Below are 23,545 nucleotides of genomic sequence, written 5' to 3'. Positions count from 1 at the left end.
TAAGCGATGAGCTGCGATCAATTCGATTTTTTATATTCTCGATTTATTTTTTCAGACACGCGAGTTACACAATGTCTATCGAAACCGATATTTGGCAATGGCTTGATAACGTCGTTATCGACTTAAATCTCTGCCCATTTGCACGCAAGCCACGTAAAGCTAAACAAATCAGACTGGCGCTATTCACTGATAGGGACTTGAGTCAATTGGATCAGTTTCTTCTACAAGAATTGGAATATCTGATGCAAACACCGTCGCAAACAGTAGAAACCACGTTAATTGCGACACCCTATTGTTTAGCTGTATTTGAAGACTACTTAGACTATCTTGATCAAGCTCAATGGTTACTCGAACGCGCTGGGCTAGAGGGCATCATTCAAATAGCAAGCTTTCATCCCAACTATCAATTTTCGGAAACACAAGCGGACGATCCCAGTAACCTAACCAATGTTGCTCCTTATCCCATATTACATTTAATTCGTGAAGACTCTCTTGAAGAAGTACTGAAACGATACCCTGATCCAGAACAAATCCCAGAAAATAATATAAAGCTCATGAAATCATTAACACAGGAAGACAAAGCTCGTCTATTTCCTTACAGGGCCCCCCTCAAAAGCTGACTTTACATAGCAAACCTGCCCTATAGATACACGTTGTGACAATTTGGCCTAATTTACCCGCTTGTTTTTAGAACGGAACACCGTAGGATTCGTCTACACTTAAGGAAATAAGTTTTAAAAAGGTCCCATCTTGGAAGCAAGATTACTCAAACGCACAGACATGGACTTCCTCCAGCGCTCAATACCGGGCGTGCTCATCTATGCGTTTATGTGGCCTATGTTAGCTTGGGGGATGGAGTTCAATGATCGAGCACCAACGTTCAGCTATACCTTTTCGACATTATTTATTGTGACCAGCATTCTTCGACTTGCCCATGGCATATTGACCCAGCCATTTTACGCTGCCAACCCAAACGCATGGCGTATGACTATGTATGTGTTGGCGTTCATTCATAGTTGTACCCTAGCTTTACTGTTTATTCTGGTACTGATAATCCCTGAATATCGAGATCTTGCCATGGCCGTGGCATTGATTGTCGTCGGTTTGTTGAGTGGTGCATCCGCCAGCCTCTCACCCAAACCCATATTTACACAGTTTTACATCGGAAGCTTGGCATTCCCGGCCACGCTAGTGAGCTTTTTAGTGGAAGAGTTTCGCTTCCTGTCACCGCTCTTCGCAGCAACCTGGATTTATTTCATTTTCCTTGGGCGTCGTTTTTATAACGAATATCAAAGAGCATTCCATATTGAAATGCGCTTAAAAGAAAACCAGGTCAAATTAGAGCGCCTCAACGAAACCGATACTCTGACAGGTATATATAACCGCCAGTATTTCGATAACGCGCTGGATATGCAGTGGGATTTAGCCAGTCGTTCTGAGAACAGCTTGTCTATATTGTTTCTGGATCTTGATCATTTCAAAAAAATTAACGATAACTTTGGTCATCTCGCAGGCGATCAAGTGCTATGCCATGCAGCCCATTTATTTTCAGAAATCGCTCGTAGAAAAACGGACATGATCGCTCGGTATGGTGGTGAGGAATTCGCGATTATATTGCCCGCAACAGAAAAACAAGATGCCCTAGATTTGGCAGAACAAATAAGACATGCCATAGAAAACACCCCTTGTCGCAGCGATCAAGGTTTAATCCACTTAACCGTGAGTATCGGTGTCAATTCTGTGGTTCCAAGCCCGCAAGGCAGCCCAGTGACCTTTCTGGATCAAGCCGATCAGGCACTGTATCAAGCAAAAAACAACGGCCGCAACCAAATCATGTTTGCAGCCGCCCAGGCTGGATCAACCTCACTCGATTAGCCAGCCTAGTGAGCGGGTGATTCAAGACATTCGTTCCAATCGCCTAATAGCTCGGCCAAATACTGTGCTTGCTCTTGAAGACTCAATAACTCCTCTTTACCACCCTTTTCCCCACGAAATACCGGTGCTTTAAGTAGACGAGCAACAAACGGATGATTAGGGTCGCGCATCTTATTCATTTCCAAAGTCCAGCGAACGTTATGCACGACCATTCGATAGGCCACTAACTTGGTGTCCATTGTAAACATACTGAAATCGTCTATTGCATTAAAGTGCTTAAAATCCATCCCAAGCAATATTACATTTGATTCAGCTTTGACCGTAGCGCTACGAGGGCGCCCAGTTACCATAGACAGAGTGCCAAACACTTCTCCTGGGTTAATCAGGTTTAGGCTCTCACCTTGCTCCTCATTAAAAACGGACATCTGCCCTTTTAACAGAAAATACAGTGTGTTGGCTTCATCGCCTTTGCGCAGCACCACATCCCCAGAGGGGGCTTGTACAAAATCACAAACACTGAGTAAAAGCTCGAATTGGGAGGGCTCTAACTGATAGATGTCTTTAAAAAAGGTGACACTTCGGACAAGGCGCATTAGCGCCTCGGTATTGTAATCTTCTCTGGATACTTTCTGCACGGCCTTACAACTCTTCTCATTACCACTGACCTGATCTAATACTATCAGGTTAGACAGAGAGAACCATGATCAAAAACGTCTAAATGCTTGTGAATTAACGAAATTTACCTAGATATCCGTTTGGGTGATGGACACTAAATCTACCCTATGACTCTATAGGGGCAGGCCTGTCCCAGAACGAAAAAACCCAGATCTCTTGCGAAGTCTGGGTTTTAATATTCGTTGGTGGCTACACCGCCAGATACCCAAACAGTGAACCTGGGACACAGTCCCATAACGAAAAAACCCAGATCTCTTGCGAAGTCTGGGTTTTAATATTCATTGGTGGCTACACCGCCAGATACCCAAACAGTGAACCTGGGACACAGTCCCATAAAGCAAAAAACCGCTAGCTCCGAAGGAATTAGCGGTTTCTTAAATTCGTTGGTGGCTACACCGGGATTCGAACCTGGGACCCCATCATTATGAGTGATGTGCTCTAACCAACTGAGCTATGTAGCCAAAAGCGGCGCGCATTATTGCCATTTGAGAGCAGCCTGTCAAGCCTAAATTGTCTACTTTTTTCAATCACTTAGAGAATCTCAGGTGTTCCTCTCTAAAATCCGCTAGGTAGCTGCAATGAGGTCAGTGCTCTCCGTTAGAATTTTGCCAATCTGCTTCTTGTTAAAGAATACCGTCAGAAAAGCAGCTTCATCTTTATAATTGACGACGCTATCCTCAATAAAGCGCCATTTGGTTTCCACTCGTTCTAATTGGCGCTTCAAATTCCGAGGGATGCCCATCTTTTCTAGTTTTCGTAACTGGCGATTAAATGCATTCGCCATACGCAAAGGATCAATTGCGCGCTGACTCGCAGACAACCCCATCACACCATACTCCGAGCTGGAGATATCAAAAAAACGAGCCGTCATCATTTCCACATCAATCGCCATCAGATACAGCTCATTATGCAGTTGGCTCTCGCTGGATACCTGTTGATGGACCTTGGTATAGAGCAGTGTCAAATAATCGCGAAACTCGACGCGTGTCCGCGTCGACATGGTATATCCAGCCCCCGGGATAACCTCGTATTTCAGTTTTCCTTTTAAATCCTGCCATAATGGACGTAACTCGCCAGCGAGCATGGTATCAAACTCAGTGAGCTCATCTAAATACTCACTAGCCGCTTGAAAGTGTTGTTGATACTGCTGCTGGTATCTCTGGTCACCTTCGCTCAAGCTGAACATATAAAAGGCCGACATGCCTTGCCCAACTGCAAGCGTATGCTGATTAAGCGGGGAGAGCGAAAACGCATTGAGCGAGAACAGGAGGACGGGGATAAGCAGTATGTACCGCATGGTTCCCTTCATATTAATCTCCTTTTTATTTTTCTTATAGAGTATTGGCCGCTTATCATAAAGCAGCCTTAGGAAAATAAAATAGACCGATTATCCCTTCTATTTATCTTTCTGTCTCAATAAGTCTAGATGGCCAAATCAACCAGCCAACATGGCGCTAAAAGTCGCTACTGACGGTCGTATTGAGCGAAGGAATAAGAATATTAGTGATACGCGTTTTGGTTGCATAGACCAGAAAGAATGCTCCTTGACTGGCTTCGCCTATGACATTTTTTTCAACGAATTCCCACTTGCGCGCTGCCGTCTGCATATTTTTTTCTGCACTAGACTGTCCCTTCAATTCTTCTAAGGTGGATTTGAAGATTTCGTTCGCTTGCTGAATATCGAGTTTCTCGGCATCACTCAAAGAGAGACTAAAAGTGCCGTTATAAGTACTAGCAATGTCAAGGAAACGAGCTACCATGGCTTCAACTTGTACGCTAGCGTACAAACGCTTAAGTATTTCAGAATCAAAAGTTTGTGCTCTTTCCCGAGCAATTTCGTAAGTATTTGATAAATATCCACGAAAATCACGACGAATAGCAGAGTCAATATCCCAGCCATACTCTTCCGAATAAGTCAGCGCTAATTTGTCTGAAAATAACTGCCAGCGCTCACTGAGATCTTGAAAAAGTTTATTGTCTTCTTGCTGCAACATTTGTAAATTCGCCTGTGCATTCTGCCTATATTGCACGAAGTCTTTTTCGTATCGGTTACTACCTTGACTCAACCCCTTCATATAAAGCGAGGACATAGCCTGGCTTGTTGCAACGATGTGACGTAACAAATACTCATTGGAGTATGCTGAGAACGATAAGCAAAATATGATCGCACACAATAAGATGCGCATTAGAAGACCTCATGGATTGTTATTATTAAGTAGCAACACAGCTTAATACGAAAACATTAGTCAGAAATACTTCCTAAGTGTGATTTAGCGAACTCAGTCTGATAATAAATAGCAAAAGTTAACGCTTACAAGCCTGCAATGACCATAACTTGGTTTAAGACCCGGATCTATCTTAGGTGCGACAATATGTCACAGTGACCTGAGCCTCTGACGCAGTAAAATTTCCCCATTATTGACAGGGGATATAGCGATGAATACAAAAACAGGATTAATCGGTTTAATGGTGGCGGCATTTCTTTCGCTAACAGGATGCGGCTCTGACGATGAGGGCAATCCCTATTCATTCGAACTTGAACTTGGAACAGTCGAGAATGGTGTGGCCGAGGTGACGGTATCGGTCGAACTTACAGATGGTACAGCTTTGCCAAACGAGCAAATACAAGTATCACCACTCATGATTATGACCAACAGTGTGGAACATGGTACGCCGTTTGAATCAACTACTGGCACCTTAGATGAGAACGGCTCTTATACCGCCACCGCTTATTTCTTAATGCCATCTAATATGCCAAGCGGAGACCCAATGGGGGATTGGTATATTGATGTAACCTATGACGGTCAAATGCAGACCTTCCCGATCACGGTAGAGATGAACTCAGGTGATGTAAAACAACTAAGAGGTGGTGCCAACGACCAAATTATGAGTATGAACGGTGGCACCGTAAGCCGAAATTATTATGTCTATAATCGCGGTCGTCATATCCATGAAGCCATGGGTATGAATAACTTCGAAGTTTATGTGGCCGCTAGAGAATCCATGATGGACTACCAAGCCGTTGCCGAAGGCAATGTGCTTAATGCCGATAGCATGTATGAATTAGATATAGCCAGTGTCGTGGTTGAAATGTGTATAGAGTCCTGTGACAACGAAACGAATTGGAAGACTGCGATGGCGGACGTGGAAAATAAAGGTGTTTATAAAGGAATGAACCTAGGTTTAGCGGGTGATGAAACCGATATTATTAACGTCCGTTTAAGTGTAAACAACGATCAAAAAGACAATGGCGATTCGAGTAACCCAGAAACAACTGTTACTTTCACCTTTGATGGTGCTGTTGACGACAGCATGATGCACCCAAACCACTAACGGTCTTTTACTTAAATATGCCAGTCACTTTTTCTCACGCAGCCGCCCTAGCATTTTCGGGGTGTGCTCTCTTTTTATCTATAGCTACTCAAGCCGCCTCTTGCTGTGGGGGTGGCGCTGGTAATAGCATTATTTTGCCAAAATTTGAAAACCATATGCTAGATATTAGCACTGGCTATGTTCACTACGATGGATTTTGGGATGCTACGGGCAATAAAAAACAAGATCCGGCTAATACAACATTAACTCAGCAAACACTAAATACATCATATGCCATGCGCTTAGCAGAACAATGGCAGGCGAATGTTTATATCCCATTAACCGTTAACAAAAGTGAGTACGGTGATTCCACAGAGCAGCAGACAGGCCTTGGGGATGTACAGTTTGGTATTTGGTATGAGGCGTTCGAGAGGGTTACCTGTGTTTATAAAATAACAGGATGGCAAAGTCTCAAACCCAGTATTTATTTTGGCAGCCAATTAACGCTTCCCACAGGTTATAGCCAACATAGCGATGATGTTGAATCCAATTTTGATATTACCGGTCGCGGCTTCTATCGTTGGGACATAAGCACAATCATAGAAAAAACCATTTATCCTTGGACCCTAAGCTACCAGTACACACATGGCTATCATGTTGAACGTCCAGTGAACCAAGAATACAGCAATCCTGTTGATCCCTACAATAAACAACTAGGCGCTACTAATAGCTGGAGTTTAGGCGGTGGCTATACATGGTTCTTGCCCGACTATAGCATGCTCAGTTTAACGATCACTCACGCCGAAATGAAAGAACGGGATACACAAATAAACAACCAACGCATAAGTGATACAGGTTTTAGTGAAAGTCGATTATCAGCAAGCCTTGTCTGGAACAGCACAAGTCGTGATTGGCTAGTGAAAACCAGTTTCTCCGAAGCGCAAGCAGGCAGTAACTACTCAAAAACCCAAATCGTTAACATAGGAGCAAGCTATGTTTTCTAAGTTCACATTTCGATGCGTATTACTACTATTCTTGATCGCAAGCACCGCTTGCATGGAAGACCTCACACCTAGCAATGACCCAATCCAAGGCGAACAAAATAGACAAGGCTTGCAAGGCACAGTGTTAGAAGACATCGCACTAATAGATAATAACTTGAATAAGTGGCAACTCAGTCAAGCCCTGAGCGAAGCTGATGCCGTCGCATTTTACTTCACAATGTGGTGCCCAGTTTGCGACAGTCATATGCAGCATATCAAAAACCATCTGGCCGAAGATTATCCAAATGTGACTTTTGTATTCGTAGATTATGTGTCGTCATCACAAGCAATGAGTCGTGAAACCCAGATTGCCAGTGGTTACCAATCGAGCCAAGTCTTAGCTGATATTGATAGCGAGCTACAAAATAATCTGTCTGCTAGTATGTCCAGCTTTGCGATCATTGATAAGAACTTTGTGGTGAGATATAACCAAGTTTTTCAATCAGACACGGGTATAAGAGACGTTCTTGATAGCTTTTAAAAACAGACTAATGGCGGCTAGGCGAACAACTCAATTTCGGGCTCCTGTTCTTGTCGGCTATTTATCTCCATAAGTACAAGGTCTTTAAGCTCAAATAGCTTGGTATCATCTAATTTCTGTAAATCAATATTATCAAATTGACGACTTTGATATGTGTGACTTTCATAGCAATGTTTGTGTGCTGGCCCCTCACCTGCCAATATCACAATACTTTTTTTGCCAACAACATTTTCCCGACAAAAAGGACAACGCATTTTTATCAAACCTTAAATAATCTGCATACTTCTGACGCACAGAATATACCAAAATAAAATGGTCCAAGTGGTCAACTTTCCAGCCATTTTGTTATAGTTTGTAATACACAGCAGGAACAAACTGTTTTCTGTTAAAATTCCATGCAATGGAACATCTATTCAGGACAACTATGTCTAACAATCATGCAGTAATCATTGGTGCCGGCGCCGCAGGTCTTATGTGCGCAATTAGTGCTGCCGAATCCGGCGTCGATGTTTTGGTGATTGATCACGCTAATAAAGCAGGTAAAAAAATCCTGATCAGTGGTGGTGGTCGTTGTAATTTCACCAATATGTATACCGAACCTAGCAACTATTTAAGCCAGAACCCTCACTTCTGTAAATCCGCTTTAAAGCGCTACACGCAATGGGATTTCATTGCAGAAGTTGATCGCGTCGGTTTGCCTTGGCACGAGAAAAAGCTCGGCCAATTATTTAGTGACAATAAAAGCCAAGCTATTCTGGATATGCTGCTTAACCGTTGCGATGAACTAGGGGTAACGATCCGATTGAATTGCACTATGGAAACCGTAAGCCAACAAGAAAATGGTTTTATACTTAATACCAACCAAGGCGTTATTGAATGTCACGCCCTCGTTGTCGCCTCTGGAGCTATGAGTTTCCCTACTATGGGTGCCACCGATTTTGGCCATAAGTTGGCAAAAAAGTTTGGATTAAACATCACAGAAACACGACCAGGTTTGGTACCTTTTACACTAGATGCACGGGACCTAGCTCCACTCAAAAATCTGAGCGGGGTTGCAATTGATGCTATGGTGAGTTGTCGCGATATGAGTTTTCGTGAAAACATTTTATTTACTCACAAAGGGCTATCTGGCCCAGCCATACTGCAAATTAGTAGCTACTGGAAACCTGGTCAAAGCGTCACCGTGTGCATGCTTCCGGATATCGATCTGGCGCAGTTTTTTAAAGATGCTCAACAGAACCAGCCCAACAAGCAACTCAATACGGTTCTTAGGCAGCACTTTCCTGAACGGCTGATCGAAGCCTTTTGCCAAGATTTTGATTTGTCCAAACCTTTACAGCAGTACAAGCACAAAGACTTGACGTCCATAGCAGAGCGTTTCCAAAACTGGCAGTTTATTCCCAGCGGCACTGAAGGCTATAAAAAAGCAGAAGTCACCCTGGGCGGAGTCGACACTGATGAAGTGAGTAGCAAAACCTTTGAAGCTAAATCAGTAAAAGGCTTGTATTTCATCGGAGAAGTTCTGGATGTGACCGGGCACTTAGGCGGCTTTAATTTCCAGTGGGCATGGGCAAGTGGCCACTGCTGCGGAAAAGCTATTGCTGATTCAATGACTGCATAAACAAAAAAGCCGACCTTAAACTTAAGGTCGGCAAATAATAGCACTACTCTGCTATATCAGAGGGGTTGTTACCGGAGTAACTCGGTTACATAATTCGTAGCATTTCTCAAATCTGCGAACTATCGAATTCAATGTTTAAGTATGAGATTGCTCGCTACCATCACCATGTTTTTTGATGTCATTCTTAATCGCACGGTAGAAACCACCGAAAAATGCGATAGTTAAACCCACGATGATTAGTCCCGCGATTACATATTCATCTATGTACATTTGCCACCTCACTTAGGCTGTGCGCCTGAATCATGTTAAGTCATGACTTAAACATAGCAGTGGTCTGAGAATTAAAATTGACGTGTATCAATAAGGGCAGGTCAAGAACAAGAAGCTGCTTTAAAACCTGATTTGAATCAAGTTTCCTGAAAAGGAGCTTGGTTTGGTCGATTCTGACTCGGGGTCTCCTTTGGCGCCTCATTATTCTTTGTAATCATATTAGCCAGCTTATATATAATCTGATCTTTAAATTTCTCTCTTATATCCGAATTCAAAGCACCTAATAACCTACGGTCCACTTTCAACATAATACATGTTTCATTTGCGATAACGTGACTGCTTCTGGGTACATTCTGAATAAAGGCAATTTCTCCAAAGAACTCTCCTGGATGCATTTCTGCTAAGATTTCATTGCGCCCATCAAGCACAACCCGAGCAGTACCACTCATAAGGATATAAAACGCAGTATCCAAGGTTCCTTGTTCAATAATAAATTCATCTTCATTGGCTACATAAAACGCTGCATTATTATCTACAATGCGCTCACGTTCAAACGAGCTAAACTCCTTAAAAAACGGCACTTTATTGAGAATAATCAACATCTTACCGCGTGTTAATGAATTGATTTTCTTCATTCCTAATCCCGCTCTTAGCCCCGTGATAGCGCCTTCTAAAATAAGCCTTTCATTTAGTGTAGCCCAGCCTGCGTTTTTTATGATCACTGCTAAACTCAATTGAGAAGGAAGGAACCCTGGTCATCCATATGCTGAAATCATCACTTATCATGTCGTTTAATTCCTCGTTAGTATTAACGTTGTTTTTTATGTTGATGGTTGCCCACCCATCAAATGCACAAGACTCAACTCCAGATATTCAGGAAACTGAAAAGCAATTAAAACAACTAGAATTGCTGGTAAACGCTAGACAGTTTGATCAAGCCTATTCTTTGGCATCCTCTATACGAAACAATGAAGAGGGTCGACCAAGCTTTGATTTTTATTATGGTTTAGCCGCAATAGAAACAGGGCATTTTGATGAAGCCTTGTTTGCCTTCGAACGTCTCCTGTTTTACCAACCCAATAACCCTAGATATCGATTAGAACTGGCCCGAGTACATTTTTATTTGCGTAACTTAAAGCGCTCGGAATCAGAATTCAAACAAGTACTAAAGCAAAACCCGCCAGCACCTGTACGCAATAATGTAAAAACATTTTTAGACAAGATCGCCGAGCTCTATCGTCAAGTAGAGCCTGAATTCATGCTTGCGTTAGATTTAGCCGGTGGATACGACAGCAATATCAACAGTGCCACCAGTGAAGATGAACTACCTCAAGAAGAATTGATTTTTCCAGTAGATATCGTATTGAGTGAGGATGCAAAAGAAACCGCAAGTGCTTACTGGTCTACCCTTATTCATTTCGCCTATCTTAGGCCAATTAGTAAAACCCAAAGCTTAGATGTTCGCGCTATCTATAATAAACGAGCCAATAGTGAGACATCTCTATATGACCTGGATACATTAATTGCAGAGGGCGCATACGGTTTCTTTACAGGTCCCATTCGTTGGCGTCTCACTGGTCGATATCAAAGTGTCTTGCTTGATTCCGAGTCATTTCTCAGCACTCTTTCCTTCTTAGGAAACGGTCGTTGGCGACAGCCTAATGGCGCAAGTTATGGGATAGGTTTTAATTTAGGACAGAGTGAATACGACGATAACCCCAATGGCGACATTCAACAAATGCAATATAAGTTTACGTACCAATCGCCGCCGAAAAAAAGTAATTGGACTATCAGCGCATTTTTTGGTTTGGATGACGCTAAAGAATCTATCAATAAATATAATGGAAAAAGCTATCAGGGATTTTCAGTTCAGCAAACCACCCTTCACACGCAACGCAGTAGCTACTATTGGATGATCAATATTACCGCCAGTGAATACGATGCCATCAACACAGCTCTTTACAGCAAGTTACGTGAAGACATCAGCCTACATTCCACATTGGGTTGGCGATATAACATTACGTCCAAATTAAGTTTCCGCAATGACTATAGCGCAAGCTATCAAGATAGCTCACTCGAAGCCAACACCTACCAACGATTCAAAGCCGAACTTGGCATCACTTATAGAATGTAGAGAGGTTTATTATGAAAGTTTTCATATTTATTTTTTTCAGTCTATTCCTCTCAATACCGTCATTCAGTGCGGATATCGCAGCAAGAGTCATCATTGCTAAAGGCACTGTAATTGCACAAAACGATACTGAAAGCCGCGCATTGAAACGTCGTAGTGAAATATATCGAGGGGAAATTATTCGAACCGGCCCCAACAGTTCGGTGCAGTTACGATTTATTGATAAAGCTTTGATGACGATTAAAGCAAATAGCGAACTAGATATTGAGGAATATGTGCTTAAAAGCGAAACCACTGCCTCTGACAAAGCTCTCCTTAAACTAGTAAAAGGTGGTTTCCGCACCATTACAGGGTCGATAGGAAAAGGGGATAAAGATGCCTACAAGGTATCCACCCCAGCAGCTTCTATTGGAATCCGTGGTACCGCATATGAAGTGCAACAAGAAGCCAATGATAGCTTTGTGGTTGGAGTATATGAAGGTGGTATTCGCGTAGAAAACGAATCTGGCAGTATTGATCTTGGCTTAGGTGCGGATTATAACTACTCGCGCGTGACTCCCAACACAGCACCAAAAGGACTTTTGGCACCGCCCACTGCATTTGGTTTAAATAGCGCAACGAATAAACCAGTGGAAGGAGATGAAGAGGAAAACTCAAACGAAACTGAACAATCATCAGACGAGTCCGACACCGAACTTGCAGAAAACCAAGAGCAGGATGGTCAAGAGGAAGATGCCGATTTCACAGACTCCCTTCTCTCTGACAACGATAACGAATTTTTAGCAGACATCGACCAAGTCATCGTTGACGCTGTGGATACAAAGTTGGCAGAAACCATCGAGGCGTCAACGTCTTCTGAGTTTGATTTTAATAATCCCTATGCAGGTGTAAATATTTCCAATTCATCGAACCCTTTCGCTGAAAACATCATTAGTGACGAAGCATATGCTCTTGGCGAAAGTGGAAAACTAGGGTTGGTAGCCATACCCTCAATGTTCAATTTTTTTGGCTCCGGCGAGACGCCAACAATCCCGCTTATGGAAGCTCAATTAGAATCTTTCAATACTATGACAGATGCAAGTATTGAAACAGTCACCTATGCCCAAGGCTCCACGGTTGAAATTCGCTACTCTATTTTGGAAAAGAGCGGAACAAATGGCGACTATGTTACAAGGCACTTTCAATATGAAATTCCTATTGCCGAGAGCTCCAATACCACTGTTACGAATTCGGATGATTTAAATAATATCTTTCAATTTACTTCTGGAATACTTTACGAAGAAACCAACAATGGACGTATTGTTTCATCAGACCCTATTCACATAAACATCTACAACGCCGCCACTACAGGTGAATTTAGATTACAAATTGCCACCGCAACATCTGATCCAACTCAGGCTTTCTTAAGCTCATTAGAGCTTGATATCTTTGGAGTAAACGAAGAAACCGAACAGAAATTTTATCAACAAATTGGCAGTCAACAACTTGCGGATGGTAGCTACAGTGATCAAGACTGGTATACGCAAGCGGAACTTGAGGTCTTCATAGGAAATGGTTCATGGGATCCAAAAAATAACCAACCAATTTTAGTAGAAAACGAAGAGGAGCAAGATGGAACAACGCGCATAGCCATTATCAAGAAAGACAACGAGGACAATCAAGTTATCGATAGCTACTTAGCTTACACCAGTGCATCTCCCTCTTGTGGAGGAGCCGAATCCAGCTTAGAACCCTGTGATATTCAAGTAAAAGATGTAGGTGGTAGGGATAATATACGCTGGGGAGTATGGATATCAGAACCCGATGAACCCATTACCATAACGGATATCGACAACGGCTCGGCATTTACAGAAGAGGAAAGTAATATCTTAGCGTTTTGGATTGCAGCCGAACGAGCCGATATCAATCAACTATCTGGAACAGCGTCTTTCACCGCGAATGATCTTGATTGTACAGATCTAACTCAGTGTATGGGGTTTGCCGATGATGGTGTGGTCACATCACTTTCTGGTAATTTTTCAGTGGATTTCAATAATAGTAGAATTAGCCAAGGATCAATCAACTTAGATGTTTCCGATTCAGTCAATGGCAGCATCGTTTCTCAATGGGATGTCTCTTTTCAGAACGCACAAATTAAAGGCGCAGATTTTCACACCAATCAAATACAGGGTTCAGTGAAAGATTCAGCAGGTACTGAAATCTCAAGCCATATTGTTGGCAACATTGGAGGAATATTTGTTAAACCAGGGGATAAAGCGGTAGGCGGCTATAACTTTGGTGCCCTAGATACTGAAGGTATTCACAAACATGCCACTGGAGTATTTCAATTGGATAAACAATAAACACGAAAAAGCCAGCATGACGCTGGCTTTTTACTTTCACATTTGATTCAACAATTTCTCTTACCGAGACCTTACTTGGGCAACCTCGCATTTACCTAGGTCACAATTCTCTAACGTCAGCCCTGAACTATTCACTGTCAACAATGCAAACTCATGTTCTTTAACCGTCGAAGTTATATGGTGATCAAGCAATACATCGCTGAACTGCCAGTAATCGAAACGATGCTCGTGACCGTGTAGTCCCAAATCCACCCCCAAAGAATCAAGGTAATCGCTTAAATCAGACCCATCCCATGGAGCAATATGACTGGTAACAATGGTATAGCGTCGGCCCGCATCTCCTGCTGCTTGTTGTGCTAGCCAGTCCCGATCTGGCACATCTGAAAACTCGTATTTGTTATCGTTATAAGCGATGAAGCGAACACCTTGATAGTCAAAACTAAAATCATAGGGCCCAAATACATCTAACCAAATCTCTTTTCCGAAAGAAATGGCATCATGATTGCCGACCACCGCAAAAATGGGTTTATCGGTTTTTTCCATTGCCTTACAAGTCCATTCAAATTCTGCTTTGATACCTGTTTCTGTAAGATCACCAGACACAATTACAAAATCCACCGCATCCAAACCATCTACATGCTTAATAACATCTTCAAAATTACCAGGATATTGCTGAGGGTCACTCACAATTGCTACCTGAAACTCTTCTTTAAAACCCACTTTGTTTTCTAGCCGTCCAATCTTTTCTATATTTGCTTGAGTACGCAAACCACTGGAGCAATTTGCATCTGTTTGCCACGGCGTTACTTCATACTGGCAGCCAACAAGGAAAGACAGTAGTGTAATCAGTAGAATCAAATCGCGAATCATTTTTGCCTCTCCTTAAAATCGATAGCGGGCGCCAAAACCCAAATTTGTGATACCACTGAGACCCAGAAACTCATAGTTATCCACATAGAACTCGGTCTGGCGAATATAGTTAATAAAACCCACGTCAAGCACTGTGAGGTCTACATACACTTCCCAAGGTGTTTTCGTTTCCAATGTCATTTGATAATTAAACAAGATCCGAATTGAAGTAGGTTTGTAATAACCGTCGGGATACTGGTCAGGCAAACGGGTAAACAGATCATCATGATTACCATGCAAAATCCCCACTCCAACTGTCCAAGGCTTTAGCGTGTAACCTTGCCAAGGTAATTCAATACGAGTGCTTCCCTCATAGGCATAACCGATACTGGCTAACCCCATTTCCTTCTGATCATCCAGTTTTGGCGTATAGCCCAAACCTGCTTTAAAACGATGTTGACCAACATGATTCTCAGCGGACACATGTACGAGGCCCATCAGAGCGCCTGACTTGAGGTCCACAGCATCAACCCAGCGCTCTTCTGTATTCACTGCATTATCAAGCAATTCTGCGTAGCTCAGAGAATGCGATAAAGAAAACAGCAGAAGGGCGAAAACATAACTCACTTTCTTCATTAAAATAGGCATCAGAATGACTATGACCTTGATTTTGGATCTGACTTACATACGATAACGGTTCGAGGTGCGGATTAAACACCATTATCAATCCATTTTATATGGGATATTTTGGAACAAGCTGATCGGGTTTTTGAATAGAAATAATGTTTATCTGTTTGCTCTAATCCCACGACCCCTAACTTAGCCAGCAACAATAACGAAACATTGTCTCAAATAAAGAACAATTTATGGCAATTATTCATGCCTGTCAGAGCTTTTCATAGGTGAGACTTTTTTCACAAAAAAGTGAACGGATATTTTTCTGCATACGTATTTGGTGAGCCGCTTGGGAAAAGATCTAATTGATAAATTAATCAGTCACTTAATTGAGGAAACACTATGGCGAGTTACAAAGCCCCATTGAACGACATGAATTTTGTCCTGTTTGATGTTTTGAAAGCCGACGGTTTGAGCCAACTTCCTGGGTTCGAAGATGCAACCGAAGAGATGATTCGCGCGGTTTTAGAGGAAGCTTCTAAGTTCGCAGAGAATGTATTCCAACCGACAAACCAAGATGGGGATATCGAAGGATGCCAATACGATCCTGAAACCCACAATGTAACCACGCCAAAAGGATTCAAAGAAGCCTATAAAACATTCGCTGAGGGCGGATGGTCAGGTTTATCCGCAACAACAGAGTATGGTGGTCAAGGTCTTCCCCATCTACTAAAAATCGTCGTAGATGAAATGGCTTGCTCTACCAACTTGAGTCTAGGCATGTATCCAGGACTAAGTCACGGAGCAATTGACGCACTAACTGAACACGCCGAACAGGAACTGAAAGATAAGTATTTACCTCAGCTCATTAGCGGTGAGTGGACGGGCACCATGTGCTTGACTGAACCACAGTGTGGTACCGATTTAGGCTTAATCCGCACAAAAGCAGAACCACAAGCTGATGGCAGTTATAACATATCAGGAACCAAAATCTGGATTACCGGTGGTGAACATGACATGGTGGATAACATCGTTCACCTAGTGCTCGCGAAGCTGCCCGGTGCTCCTGATTCGAGTAAGGGTATTTCCTTGTTTCTAGTACCTAAGTTCTTGGAAGATGGTTCACGTAACCCAGCCTTCTGTGGTGGCTTAGAACACAAAATGGGAATTAAAGGTAGCGCGACCTGCGTTATGAACTTTGAAGGTGCCAAGGGCTGGTTAATCGGCAAAGAAAACGAAGGTCTCAAGTGCATGTTCACCATGATGAACGCGGCACGCATTATGGTAGGCGTTCAAGGCTTGGGCCTAGCCGAAAAGGCATATCAAATCAGTTTAGGTTTCGCTAAAGAGCGTTTACAAAGCCGCTCATTAACCGGACCCAAAAGTCCTGACGAAAAAGCCGATCCGATCATCGTCCACCCAGATGTTCGTCGCATGCTGATGCAGCAAAAAGTCTTTTTAGAAGGCGCTCGCTGTATGGCTTACTTTACAGGTTACCATCTGGATTTGGCGCACAAACACGATGATGAAAGTGTCCGTGAAGAAAGCGATGATATCGTACAAATCATGACACCGATTATCAAAGCGTACTTAACCGATGAAGGTTTCTTTAGTACCGACCAAGCTCTCCAATCCATGGGTGGTTCTGGTTTCACTCAAGATTGGGAGGTCGAGCAATTATTGCGTGACGGTCGAATTGCTCGCATCTATGAAGGCACTAATGGCATCCAAGCATTGGATCTGACGGGTCGTAAACTAACGATTAAAGGCGGTCGTTTACCTAAGACCTTCTTCAAAGTCATGAATGCAATGATCGCGGATCTTGACAATGCTGAGCACCAAGAGAAGTGCAAAACCCTTTTGAAAACTCTTCAGGGTGCATTGATGTGGTTAGGCCAAGAAGCCATGAAGGATCCTGAGCAAGCAGGTGCGGCGGCTACGCCATTACTGAAATTATTCTCTTTGTGCGCAATGAGCGTAATGTGGGCAACAATGGCCAAGAAAGCCAATGAAGGGCTAGGTTCTGGCAAGTATGAAGATGCCTTTTATCAAGGCAAAATTAAAGCCGCCGAACACTTCTTCCGTCTTGCGCTGTCGCAAGCAGAGATGCATAAAGCAGACATCGAGGCGGGCAAATCAACCTTGATGGATATGGCTGAAGGCGAGTTTTAAAGTTTTTTAAAAACATTCTTCGCAAACGAAAAACGCCCATCTTCTGATGGGCGTTTTTTTATTGCTTTATAAAGACTAAGTGTGGTGCTCAGCCAGTAGTTTTAGTTGCCGTATAGACTCGTGATAGAGCTGACGAGTCCTTTCAAGCGTTACACCGATTTGCGGAGCTATTTCTTTAAAGGGGTACGTCTGACCAATACCAATACCATGATAGAGACGCACTATAAACTGCTGGCGCTTTGGTAACTCGCCAATGAGTTTCTCTAGAAATGCTTCTCCGTCCTCTTCGTCTAATTGGGAAGAAGGCGTAGCTATGGATTCTGAAGCCATAGACTCTTGCATCGTTAAACCTTCATCATAAATGGGCTCATCAATAGAGTCGCCCACATTGGTGACTGCGAGTGTTGAACGAATATGATCAACATCCATCCCTAGAATTGAGCTAATCTCTTTTGCATTTGGATAGCGACCATTTGCTTTGAAAAACTCGTATTTACAGCGCTCAACTTTCACGATGCGATCTGTCACATTAGTCGGAATACGCACAATGCCTCGTTTTTCTGATAGCGCACCTTTAATTGCCTGCTGAATCCACCAATATGCATAAGTAGTAAAGCGATATCCTTTATTAATGTTGTAGCGTTCAGCACCTTTTATAAGGCCCAAAGTACCTTCTTGTATCAGCTCTTCTAACTCCATGCCTTTACCAGTATATTGACGGGCAACATGCATTGCTAAACGTAAATTAGCTTGCACTAACTGATTGCGATAATCCTCATATCGACGTTTCAACACTTGGGCTTGCTTGTAAAGACGTCCTTTCAGTTCGTGAATATGTTGCAGGTATAAATCGAAAACTTGTGATCGATCGGACTCCAATTTCACAACAATTCGAGAAAGCTGATGAAGGTCAACAGTGTTTAAATGAGAATGACGGGTATGCTTTGCTAATAACCAAAGATCATATTGTGTAATTAATTGATCAAGAGCATGAGGATCTTGTTGCTGCTCTTGAATCAACTCAATAACATCGTCTAAGACGTGATCATGGGCAAACATAATTTCACCCAGTTTGATCATGGCCTCATCCATTTTGATCGCTAAACTTCGCTCCGTTTTTGCGTCAATTAGATCAGTATGAGGGTAATGGAATGTCAACTCATTGATTTGTTCAGGCACCATAAAACACCACCTTATATGCTTTCATGCGCTATAAGATGTGTACGCTATATGAGTGTATTTGGATTGTTATTTTAAGCTATCAAGCACCCGTTCTAAGGCGCTATTGAATTTGCTAGAAGAGTAAAACATTAACTATAAAAAATAACTATAATGGAAACCAATAATCATGCAGAGCGTTAATATCATCAAGCACGCTTTCAGCTGGTAATGAGTTCAAATCAACACCCTGATTATAGCCCTGTTTTAACATAATGCAGGGGATATTAGCGGCTTGTGCAGCAAGCGCATCGGATTCACTATCCCCCACCATAACCACATCATTTTCAGATAATTTCCAAAAAGACAAACAGTGTTGAAGTGGTTCGGGGTGTGGTTTTTTATACTCTAACGAATCGCCACCAAGATAAATATCAAAGTACGAGCCAATCTTTAGCGCCTGCAATAAGCTAGGTACAAAAGCGACGGGCTTATTGGTTACTAAACCTATATTAATATTATTTTTCTTAAGAGCGGTTAATAATGTGATAACGCCTTTATAAAGTCGCGACGCATTATTATGATGTGCTTTATAATGCTTTAAAAAAGCTGAATGCAATTGCTCAATCGGCAGTACTTTTCCAAATGCACATATTGCGCGTTCAATTAAGCGTCGACTACCATTACCCACCCAAAGCCGAATCTGATCTTGAGAAAAATACTCAGACTCATCAATTATCTCAGCGAATGCTAAGTTAACGGCGGTCGTTAAATCGGGAACGCTATCAACAAGCGTTCCATCTAAATCAAAAATAACGGCCTTGGGTAAAGCTTTAGACATTTTTGAGCAGACCTAATAACTAATTGCTTTTTGCTATTTCAGCACGCATTTTTTCAATGGTAGTTTGATAATCATCAGCATTAAATATCGCACTACCAGCAACAAAGGTATCTGCACCTGCAGCGGCAATTTCTGCAATATTATCTACTTTTACACCACCATCAATTTCAAGACGTATATCCAAACCGCTGTCATCAATTTTTTTGCGGGCTTGCTTAAGCTTGTCCAAAGTCGCAGGAATAAAGCTTTGACCGCCAAAGCCTGGGTTAACCGACATCAGCAGAACCATATCTAATTTATCCATTACGTAATCCATATAGTGCAATGGCGTCGCTGGGTTGAAAACTAAACCTGCTTTACAACCGGCATCTTTAATGATCTGTAGTGAGCGATCAATGTGATCAGACGCTTCTGGATGGAAGGTAATATAAGATGCACCAGCCTCAATAAAATCACCAATAATACGATCCACAGGACTTACCATTAAGTGAACATCAATAGGGGCGGTGACGCCATGATTGCGCAATGCTTTACACACCATAGGGCCAATCGTCAGGTTAGGTACGTAATGATTATCCATTACATCAAAATGTACTATGTCTGCACCCGCAGCTAGAACGTTATCTACTTCTTCGCCTAAACGAGCAAAGTCGGCTGATAAAATAGAAGGGGCAATTAATGGGCTTTGCTTGCTCATCAGTACAGCTCTCTCATCGATAGTATTAAGTTTGGTCGAATTTTACCCGAAATAGTCCCAATACCCCAGACCATACCCAACTTTATTGCTAGTCGTTTTTGTGAGCCAAAAATGTAGATTGATATGACCGCCGCTGATAAACTTCAGACACCTAAACCTCATAATGATAATAATTGGTATTCGGTCTAATGTACGCTATTCGTGTTTCTCTGGCTTTTGTCATCTTAGCCTTTCTTGCTCTCGCGCTGACCCCTGTAACTCTGCTACGCCCAAGGCATCGCAATAACATGGCGTTGGTATCCAATGTTTGTGGCAAAGTCATGTTGTGGTACTGGGGAGCAACCGTCGAAATAGAAAACGGTGAACGCTTAAGTCCTGAATCCCCCGTTGTTTTTGTAAGTAATCATCAAGATACTCATGACATTTTCTTCGCCATCAACATTATTCGTAACGGCACGGTGACTTTAGGAAAATGGGAAATGATTTACGTGCCCTTTATTGGCTTACTTTATTATCTGGCTGGTAATATTTTGATAAAACGAAAGAATAAATCAAAAGCACAAAAGGCATTGTCTATTGCGGCGAAGCGCATGCAGGAAAAACAACTATCGGTTCTGATTTTCCCTGAAGGTACGCGTAACTGGGGCACACCTCTACCTTTTAAATTGGGTGCGTTTAAGTTAGCCATTGAAGGCCAGGTTCCGGTACAGCCTATTTGCTTCTCCTTACGTCACCTCACCATGAACTATCGCCAGTGGCAATCGGGGACAATCAAGGTGAAATGTTTGGAACCAATTTCTACAAAAGGCATGACGCAAGAAGATGCTCTCGATTTGGCTGTCACCTGTCGAAAGAAAATTGAAAAAGCGTGCATTGATATCAGTAAATAATCTTTATTGCGCTTTTCTGTGTTTCTTGATTTTGTCGTAAGCGGTTTGTATTTCCTGAGTCTTTTCTTTTGCCATTTGCATCATCTCTTCTGGTAAGCCTTTGGCGACTAGTTTATCAGGATGATGTTCACTCATTAATTTACGATAGGCCCGCTTAAGGGCTGTATCGCTACAGTCAGGTTTTACACCTAAAATCTGATAAGCCAACTTCAACTCATCTGCACTACGGGAAAAACTCTGGTTAAACTGTCCGCGGAATTGTTCCTGGCTTGCTCGCACTCGCGCATGAATATACTCAAACTGTAGGGCACTAATTCCCATGATGCGACAAACACGATCAAGCAAGTGCTTTTCCTGAAGGCTCAGCTCACCATCAGCATAGGCAACACTAACTTGTATTTCTAAGAACATCTGGATCAATGATCCTCGACGTCCTACGCTGCGCATGAGCTGCTGTATTTCATGCTCTAGATCCAAGTGTGGGCTTTTACCCTCAGTAAAAAGCTCGATAGCAGCACGACGTTGTGTTTCATTTAGGCCCATCTGATCCATAACAAATCGAGCTTGCTGAATTTCTTTTTCAGTTACGCGGCCATCACTTTTGGCCATTTGCCCCATCACCAAAAACGTAACTCGGAAAAAAATATTTTGCCCTTCAGCATGGCTGGTTTGTTCGCCACGAAAGCGCCCATTGACGTGATCGAAAACATTACCCAGTAACAAACCTATTAATAAACCAACTGGCCCACCGCTTAATAAGCCCAGAAAACCACCGATGATTTTTCCTGTCCACTGTTCTAATTTCATTGATTTAGCAACCGTTGATTAATTTCTTGCAAGCGCTCAGGGGTGCCTACGTCTAGCCAGTAACCACGATACACATCCCCAGTCACTTGCTTAGAGTGCATTGCCTTTTTTAATAATGGCGCCAATTTAAATGCACCCGACTCACAACCATCAAATAGATCTTTGTGTAAGATACTCAAGCCGGAAAAGGTAAAAGCCTCCTCGCCTTCTGATACTTTGACCATACCATTGTGCAAAGCAAAATCGCCATCTGGATTGTGTGAAGGATTACCTACCAAGAACAAATGCGCATGATGATGGATACCTTTATTTAATCTTTGATAATCCATATCGCTCCACACATCCCCATTAACCACTGCAAAGCAGGGTTCGCGTTCATTGACCAATAATGGCAGCGCCTGAAAAATACCCCCGCCGGTTTCCAAAGCAGTTTTTTCGTGACTGTATTGAATCTGACATCCATAAGCACTGCCATCACCAAGGTATGCTTCAATTTGTTCCCCTAGATACGCATGATTAATGACAAGCTCATTAAATCCTGCTTTCACTAAACGCTCTACGTGATGGGCAATAAGCGGCTTGCCAGCTACCTGTAGCATTGGCTTTGGACTGTTGTCCGTTAAATGTTTCATGCGCGTGCCGCGACCTGCGGCCAAAATCATGGCTTTCATGAATATCGTGTCACGCTCTACTTTCAATAACAGGCATCAATTGATTTTCTAACCATTGATGAAACTCGGTCAAGGCATCGTACTCAGCGCTTACTTGTCGAATATAATTCAAAGTTCGCGGAATATCGTCAAGATAACGGGTTTTACCATCACGGTACGCTAGACGCGCAAAGATACCAACCACCTTAATATGACGCTGAAGCCCCATCCAATCAAACCACAACATGAGTTGTCCATCACTAATGGCCCCCACTAAACCAGCTTGTCGGGCTTTGGCAAAATAATCTTGCGCCCACGACTGGACCTGTTCCTGTGGCCAATCAATATAGGCGTCGCGTAATAAGCTCACCAAATCATATGTTAATGGACCATGCACTGCATCTTGAAAATCAATAATGCCAATATCACCCGAAGTGAGTTTCATTAGATTGCGACTATGATAATCACGATGCACAGGCGCTTGTATTTGCCCCAATGCTGTTTCTCTTAACATTGCAAAGGTATCGTCTAGCATACTTTGTTCTTGCGAACTCAATTTGTATTCTAGGTGTTTAGGTAAATACCACTCGGTGAACAAGCGCATTTCTCGATCAAGTAACTCAGCATCGTATTGAGGCAAGGGTAAATCCGTTTGCTGGATTTCAATCAAACTATCCATACAGGACGAATATAGATCACTGGCCTGTTCTATACTTTCCTCGAGCAAAGGCTGAAGCAAAGCGTCACCAAAATCCTCCAGTAACATAAAGCCCTGCTGTAAGTCAGCTTTAATCACTTTTGGCACCTTCACTCCTTGCTTGTGCCAGTGGTTGGCGATTCGAACAAAAGGCTCGCTGTCTTCTTTTTCTGGCGGCGCATCTACAGCAATATAGGTGCGCCTCTGTGAAGTGAGAAGTTGGCGGAAATAACGACGAAAGCTAGCATCGCCAGAAACGGTCTCAAGGGAACCTTGGGGTTCACCTAGGTTCAGATCATGCAGGGTTTCGGTCACCCAAGCTTGCAATGCGGTCAGTCTTGCATCCATAGCTGGCCCTTAAATGGGATAAAACGTACAATTCAGGTTTTGTTGCTGCACCATAACACAAGTTAGCGATT

Annotated in this window: 24 protein-coding genes and 1 tRNA gene; 10 read left to right on the top strand and 15 right to left on the bottom strand. The window is 42.7% G+C overall.

Features of this window, described 5'->3' with window-relative positions:
* Positions 1-71 precede the first annotated feature (71 nt).
* A complete protein-coding gene (locus HF888_RS02430) occupies positions 72-620 on the top strand; it encodes a DUF1415 domain-containing protein (RefSeq protein ID WP_007018723.1) in 549 nt (182 codons plus the stop codon).
* A gap of 130 nt (positions 621-750) precedes the next feature.
* Positions 751-1,875: a GGDEF domain-containing protein gene (locus HF888_RS02425; protein WP_133308512.1), complete on the top strand. Its 1,125-nt coding sequence runs from the start codon at positions 751-753 to the stop codon at positions 1,873-1,875.
* 5 nt (positions 1,876-1,880) lie between these two features.
* On the opposite strand, the gene HF888_RS02420 is transcribed toward HF888_RS02425, so the two are convergent.
* The 4 genes from HF888_RS02420 to HF888_RS02405 form a co-directional block, all read right to left on the bottom strand.
* Entirely contained in the window at positions 1,881-2,510 is a 630-nt protein-coding gene (locus HF888_RS02420) for a cyclic nucleotide-binding domain-containing protein (RefSeq protein WP_007018721.1), read from the bottom strand.
* 424 nt (positions 2,511-2,934) lie between these two features.
* A tRNA-Met gene (locus tag HF888_RS02415) sits at positions 2,935-3,011 on the bottom strand.
* 104 nt (positions 3,012-3,115) lie between these two features.
* Positions 3,116-3,859, bottom strand: a complete 744-nt coding sequence (locus HF888_RS02410) for a hypothetical protein (RefSeq protein ID WP_040298104.1) — start codon at positions 3,857-3,859, stop codon at positions 3,116-3,118.
* A gap of 145 nt (positions 3,860-4,004) precedes the next feature.
* Complete coding sequence (locus HF888_RS02405; RefSeq protein WP_007018718.1) at positions 4,005-4,736, bottom strand: hypothetical protein; 732 nt, start codon at positions 4,734-4,736, stop codon at positions 4,005-4,007.
* 250 nt (positions 4,737-4,986) lie between these two features.
* On the opposite strand from HF888_RS02405, the gene HF888_RS02400 reads away from it, so the two are divergent.
* From HF888_RS02400 to HF888_RS02390, 3 genes are all read left to right on the top strand, one after another.
* Positions 4,987-5,883, top strand: a complete 897-nt coding sequence (locus tag HF888_RS02400) for a hypothetical protein (protein WP_007018717.1) — start codon at positions 4,987-4,989, stop codon at positions 5,881-5,883.
* A 155-nt stretch (positions 5,884-6,038) separates the two neighbouring features.
* Entirely contained in the window at positions 6,039-6,866 is an 828-nt protein-coding gene (locus HF888_RS02395; RefSeq protein ID WP_133308511.1) for a hypothetical protein, read from the top strand.
* Entirely contained in the window at positions 6,856-7,386 is a 531-nt protein-coding gene (locus HF888_RS02390) for a TlpA family protein disulfide reductase (RefSeq protein WP_007018715.1), read from the top strand. Before HF888_RS02395 ends, HF888_RS02390 begins: the two co-directional genes overlap by 11 nt.
* A 17-nt stretch (positions 7,387-7,403) precedes the next feature.
* Here HF888_RS02390 and HF888_RS02385 read toward each other — a convergent pair whose 3' ends face one another.
* Positions 7,404-7,640, bottom strand: coding sequence for a hypothetical protein (locus HF888_RS02385; RefSeq protein ID WP_007018714.1), 237 nt, complete (start codon positions 7,638-7,640; stop codon positions 7,404-7,406).
* 170 nt (positions 7,641-7,810) lie between these two features.
* Here HF888_RS02385 and HF888_RS02380 point away from each other — a divergent pair, with 170 nt between their 5' ends.
* Positions 7,811-9,007, top strand: coding sequence for a BaiN/RdsA family NAD(P)/FAD-dependent oxidoreductase (locus HF888_RS02380; protein ID WP_007018713.1), 1,197 nt, complete (start codon positions 7,811-7,813; stop codon positions 9,005-9,007).
* Positions 9,008-9,142: 135 nt separating this feature from the next.
* On the opposite strand, the gene ccoM is transcribed toward HF888_RS02380, so the two are convergent.
* Entirely contained in the window at positions 9,143-9,277 is a 135-nt protein-coding gene (gene ccoM / locus HF888_RS16705) for a cytochrome c oxidase subunit CcoM (protein WP_007018712.1), read from the bottom strand.
* A gap of 137 nt (positions 9,278-9,414) precedes the next feature.
* Positions 9,415-9,999, bottom strand: a complete 585-nt coding sequence (locus HF888_RS02375; RefSeq protein WP_007018711.1) for a cyclic nucleotide-binding domain-containing protein — start codon at positions 9,997-9,999, stop codon at positions 9,415-9,417.
* Between the two features lie 41 nt (positions 10,000-10,040).
* Here HF888_RS02375 and HF888_RS02370 point away from each other — a divergent pair, with 41 nt between their 5' ends.
* Positions 10,041-11,411 (top strand): tetratricopeptide repeat protein, encoded by a 1,371-nt coding sequence (locus tag HF888_RS02370; protein ID WP_040298101.1) that lies wholly within the window; start codon positions 10,041-10,043, stop codon positions 11,409-11,411.
* An 11-nt stretch (positions 11,412-11,422) separates the two neighbouring features.
* A complete protein-coding gene (locus tag HF888_RS02365) occupies positions 11,423-13,750 on the top strand; it encodes a FecR family protein (protein ID WP_007018709.1) in 2,328 nt (775 codons plus the stop codon).
* Between the two features lie 60 nt (positions 13,751-13,810).
* Here the strand turns inward: HF888_RS02365 and HF888_RS02360 are convergent, their stop codons facing one another.
* Both HF888_RS02360 and HF888_RS02355 read right to left on the bottom strand, forming a co-directional pair.
* Positions 13,811-14,620: a metallophosphoesterase family protein gene (locus tag HF888_RS02360; protein ID WP_007018708.1), complete on the bottom strand. Its 810-nt coding sequence runs from the start codon at positions 14,618-14,620 to the stop codon at positions 13,811-13,813.
* 12 nt (positions 14,621-14,632) lie between these two features.
* Positions 14,633-15,235: a hypothetical protein gene (locus HF888_RS02355; protein WP_165837042.1), complete on the bottom strand. Its 603-nt coding sequence runs from the start codon at positions 15,233-15,235 to the stop codon at positions 14,633-14,635.
* Between the two features lie 381 nt (positions 15,236-15,616).
* On the opposite strand from HF888_RS02355, the gene HF888_RS02350 reads away from it, so the two are divergent.
* The gene (locus HF888_RS02350) at positions 15,617-17,386 is read left to right on the top strand and encodes an acyl-CoA dehydrogenase C-terminal domain-containing protein (protein WP_007018706.1); all 1,770 of its coding nucleotides are present in this window, start codon (positions 15,617-15,619) and stop codon (positions 17,384-17,386) included.
* Between the two features lie 75 nt (positions 17,387-17,461).
* Here HF888_RS02350 and HF888_RS02345 read toward each other — a convergent pair whose 3' ends face one another.
* The 3 genes from HF888_RS02345 to rpe all read right to left on the bottom strand — a co-directional run bounded on the left by HF888_RS02345 (position 17,462) and on the right by rpe (position 20,082).
* Positions 17,462-18,568, bottom strand: coding sequence for a sigma-70 family RNA polymerase sigma factor (locus HF888_RS02345; RefSeq protein ID WP_007018705.1), 1,107 nt, complete (start codon positions 18,566-18,568; stop codon positions 17,462-17,464).
* A 145-nt stretch (positions 18,569-18,713) separates the two neighbouring features.
* Positions 18,714-19,385, bottom strand: coding sequence for a phosphoglycolate phosphatase (gene gph, locus HF888_RS02340; RefSeq protein WP_007018704.1), 672 nt, complete (start codon positions 19,383-19,385; stop codon positions 18,714-18,716).
* Between the two features lie 19 nt (positions 19,386-19,404).
* Entirely contained in the window at positions 19,405-20,082 is a 678-nt protein-coding gene (rpe, locus tag HF888_RS02335; RefSeq protein WP_007018703.1) for a ribulose-phosphate 3-epimerase, read from the bottom strand.
* Between the two features lie 188 nt (positions 20,083-20,270).
* On the opposite strand from rpe, the gene HF888_RS02330 reads away from it, so the two are divergent.
* Positions 20,271-20,972 (top strand): lysophospholipid acyltransferase family protein, encoded by a 702-nt coding sequence (locus HF888_RS02330; RefSeq protein WP_007018702.1) that lies wholly within the window; start codon positions 20,271-20,273, stop codon positions 20,970-20,972.
* Positions 20,973-20,975: 3 nt separating this feature from the next.
* Here the strand turns inward: HF888_RS02330 and djlA are convergent, their stop codons facing one another.
* Genes djlA through HF888_RS02315 form a run of 3 tightly spaced genes read right to left on the bottom strand, consistent with a single transcriptional unit; the run spans position 20,976 to position 23,474 of the window.
* The gene (djlA, locus tag HF888_RS02325) at positions 20,976-21,779 is read right to left on the bottom strand and encodes a co-chaperone DjlA (protein WP_007018701.1); all 804 of its coding nucleotides are present in this window, start codon (positions 21,777-21,779) and stop codon (positions 20,976-20,978) included.
* Positions 21,776-22,450: an N-acetylmuramate alpha-1-phosphate uridylyltransferase MurU gene (gene murU, locus HF888_RS02320; RefSeq protein WP_007018700.1), complete on the bottom strand. Its 675-nt coding sequence runs from the start codon at positions 22,448-22,450 to the stop codon at positions 21,776-21,778. Before murU ends, djlA begins: the two co-directional genes overlap by 4 nt.
* Before the next feature lie 10 nt (positions 22,451-22,460).
* Positions 22,461-23,474 (bottom strand): aminoglycoside phosphotransferase family protein, encoded by a 1,014-nt coding sequence (locus tag HF888_RS02315; protein WP_007018699.1) that lies wholly within the window; start codon positions 23,472-23,474, stop codon positions 22,461-22,463.
* Between the last annotated feature and the right edge of the window lie 71 nt (positions 23,475-23,545).

It is taken from the genome of Bermanella marisrubri, from assembly GCF_012295615.1.
GTDB classification, from domain to species: domain Bacteria; phylum Pseudomonadota; class Gammaproteobacteria; order Pseudomonadales; family Oceanobacteraceae; genus Bermanella; species Bermanella marisrubri.
The sequence above is the reverse complement of the archived record's forward strand: the minus strand, read 5'-3'. Positions and strand labels throughout refer to the sequence as shown.

Bases quoted from the DNA above. Each gene is read 5' to 3' on its own strand.
- HF888_RS02430 (WP_007018723.1), top strand. From the start codon at position 72: ATGTCTATCGAAACCGATATTTGGCAATGGCTTGATAACGTCGTTATC.
- HF888_RS02410 (WP_040298104.1), bottom strand. From the start codon at position 3,859: ATGAAGGGAACCATGCGGTACATACTGCTTATCCCCGTCCTCCTGTTC.
- HF888_RS02405 (WP_007018718.1), bottom strand. From the start codon at position 4,736: ATGCGCATCTTATTGTGTGCGATCATATTTTGCTTATCGTTCTCAGCA.
- HF888_RS02400 (WP_007018717.1), top strand. From the start codon at position 4,987: ATGAATACAAAAACAGGATTAATCGGTTTAATGGTGGCGGCATTTCTT.
- HF888_RS02395 (WP_133308511.1), top strand. From the start codon at position 6,039: ATGCTAGATATTAGCACTGGCTATGTTCACTACGATGGATTTTGGGAT.
- HF888_RS02390 (WP_007018715.1), top strand. From the start codon at position 6,856: ATGTTTTCTAAGTTCACATTTCGATGCGTATTACTACTATTCTTGATC.
- HF888_RS02385 (WP_007018714.1), bottom strand. From the start codon at position 7,640: ATGCGTTGTCCTTTTTGTCGGGAAAATGTTGTTGGCAAAAAAAGTATT.
- HF888_RS02380 (WP_007018713.1), top strand. From the start codon at position 7,811: ATGTCTAACAATCATGCAGTAATCATTGGTGCCGGCGCCGCAGGTCTT.
- ccoM (WP_007018712.1), bottom strand. From the start codon at position 9,277: ATGTACATAGATGAATATGTAATCGCGGGACTAATCATCGTGGGTTTA.
- HF888_RS02370 (WP_040298101.1), top strand. From the start codon at position 10,041: ATGCTGAAATCATCACTTATCATGTCGTTTAATTCCTCGTTAGTATTA.
- HF888_RS02365 (WP_007018709.1), top strand. From the start codon at position 11,423: ATGAAAGTTTTCATATTTATTTTTTTCAGTCTATTCCTCTCAATACCG.
- HF888_RS02360 (WP_007018708.1), bottom strand. From the start codon at position 14,620: ATGATTCGCGATTTGATTCTACTGATTACACTACTGTCTTTCCTTGTT.
- HF888_RS02355 (WP_165837042.1), bottom strand. From the start codon at position 15,235: ATGAAGAAAGTGAGTTATGTTTTCGCCCTTCTGCTGTTTTCTTTATCG.
- HF888_RS02350 (WP_007018706.1), top strand. From the start codon at position 15,617: ATGGCGAGTTACAAAGCCCCATTGAACGACATGAATTTTGTCCTGTTT.
- HF888_RS02345 (WP_007018705.1), bottom strand. From the start codon at position 18,568: ATGGTGCCTGAACAAATCAATGAGTTGACATTCCATTACCCTCATACT.
- gph (WP_007018704.1), bottom strand. From the start codon at position 19,385: ATGTCTAAAGCTTTACCCAAGGCCGTTATTTTTGATTTAGATGGAACG.
- rpe (WP_007018703.1), bottom strand. From the start codon at position 20,082: ATGAGCAAGCAAAGCCCATTAATTGCCCCTTCTATTTTATCAGCCGAC.
- HF888_RS02330 (WP_007018702.1), top strand. From the start codon at position 20,271: ATGTACGCTATTCGTGTTTCTCTGGCTTTTGTCATCTTAGCCTTTCTT.
- djlA (WP_007018701.1), bottom strand. From the start codon at position 21,779: ATGAAATTAGAACAGTGGACAGGAAAAATCATCGGTGGTTTTCTGGGC.
- murU (WP_007018700.1), bottom strand. From the start codon at position 22,450: ATGAAAGCCATGATTTTGGCCGCAGGTCGCGGCACGCGCATGAAACAT.
- HF888_RS02315 (WP_007018699.1), bottom strand. From the start codon at position 23,474: ATGGATGCAAGACTGACCGCATTGCAAGCTTGGGTGACCGAAACCCTG.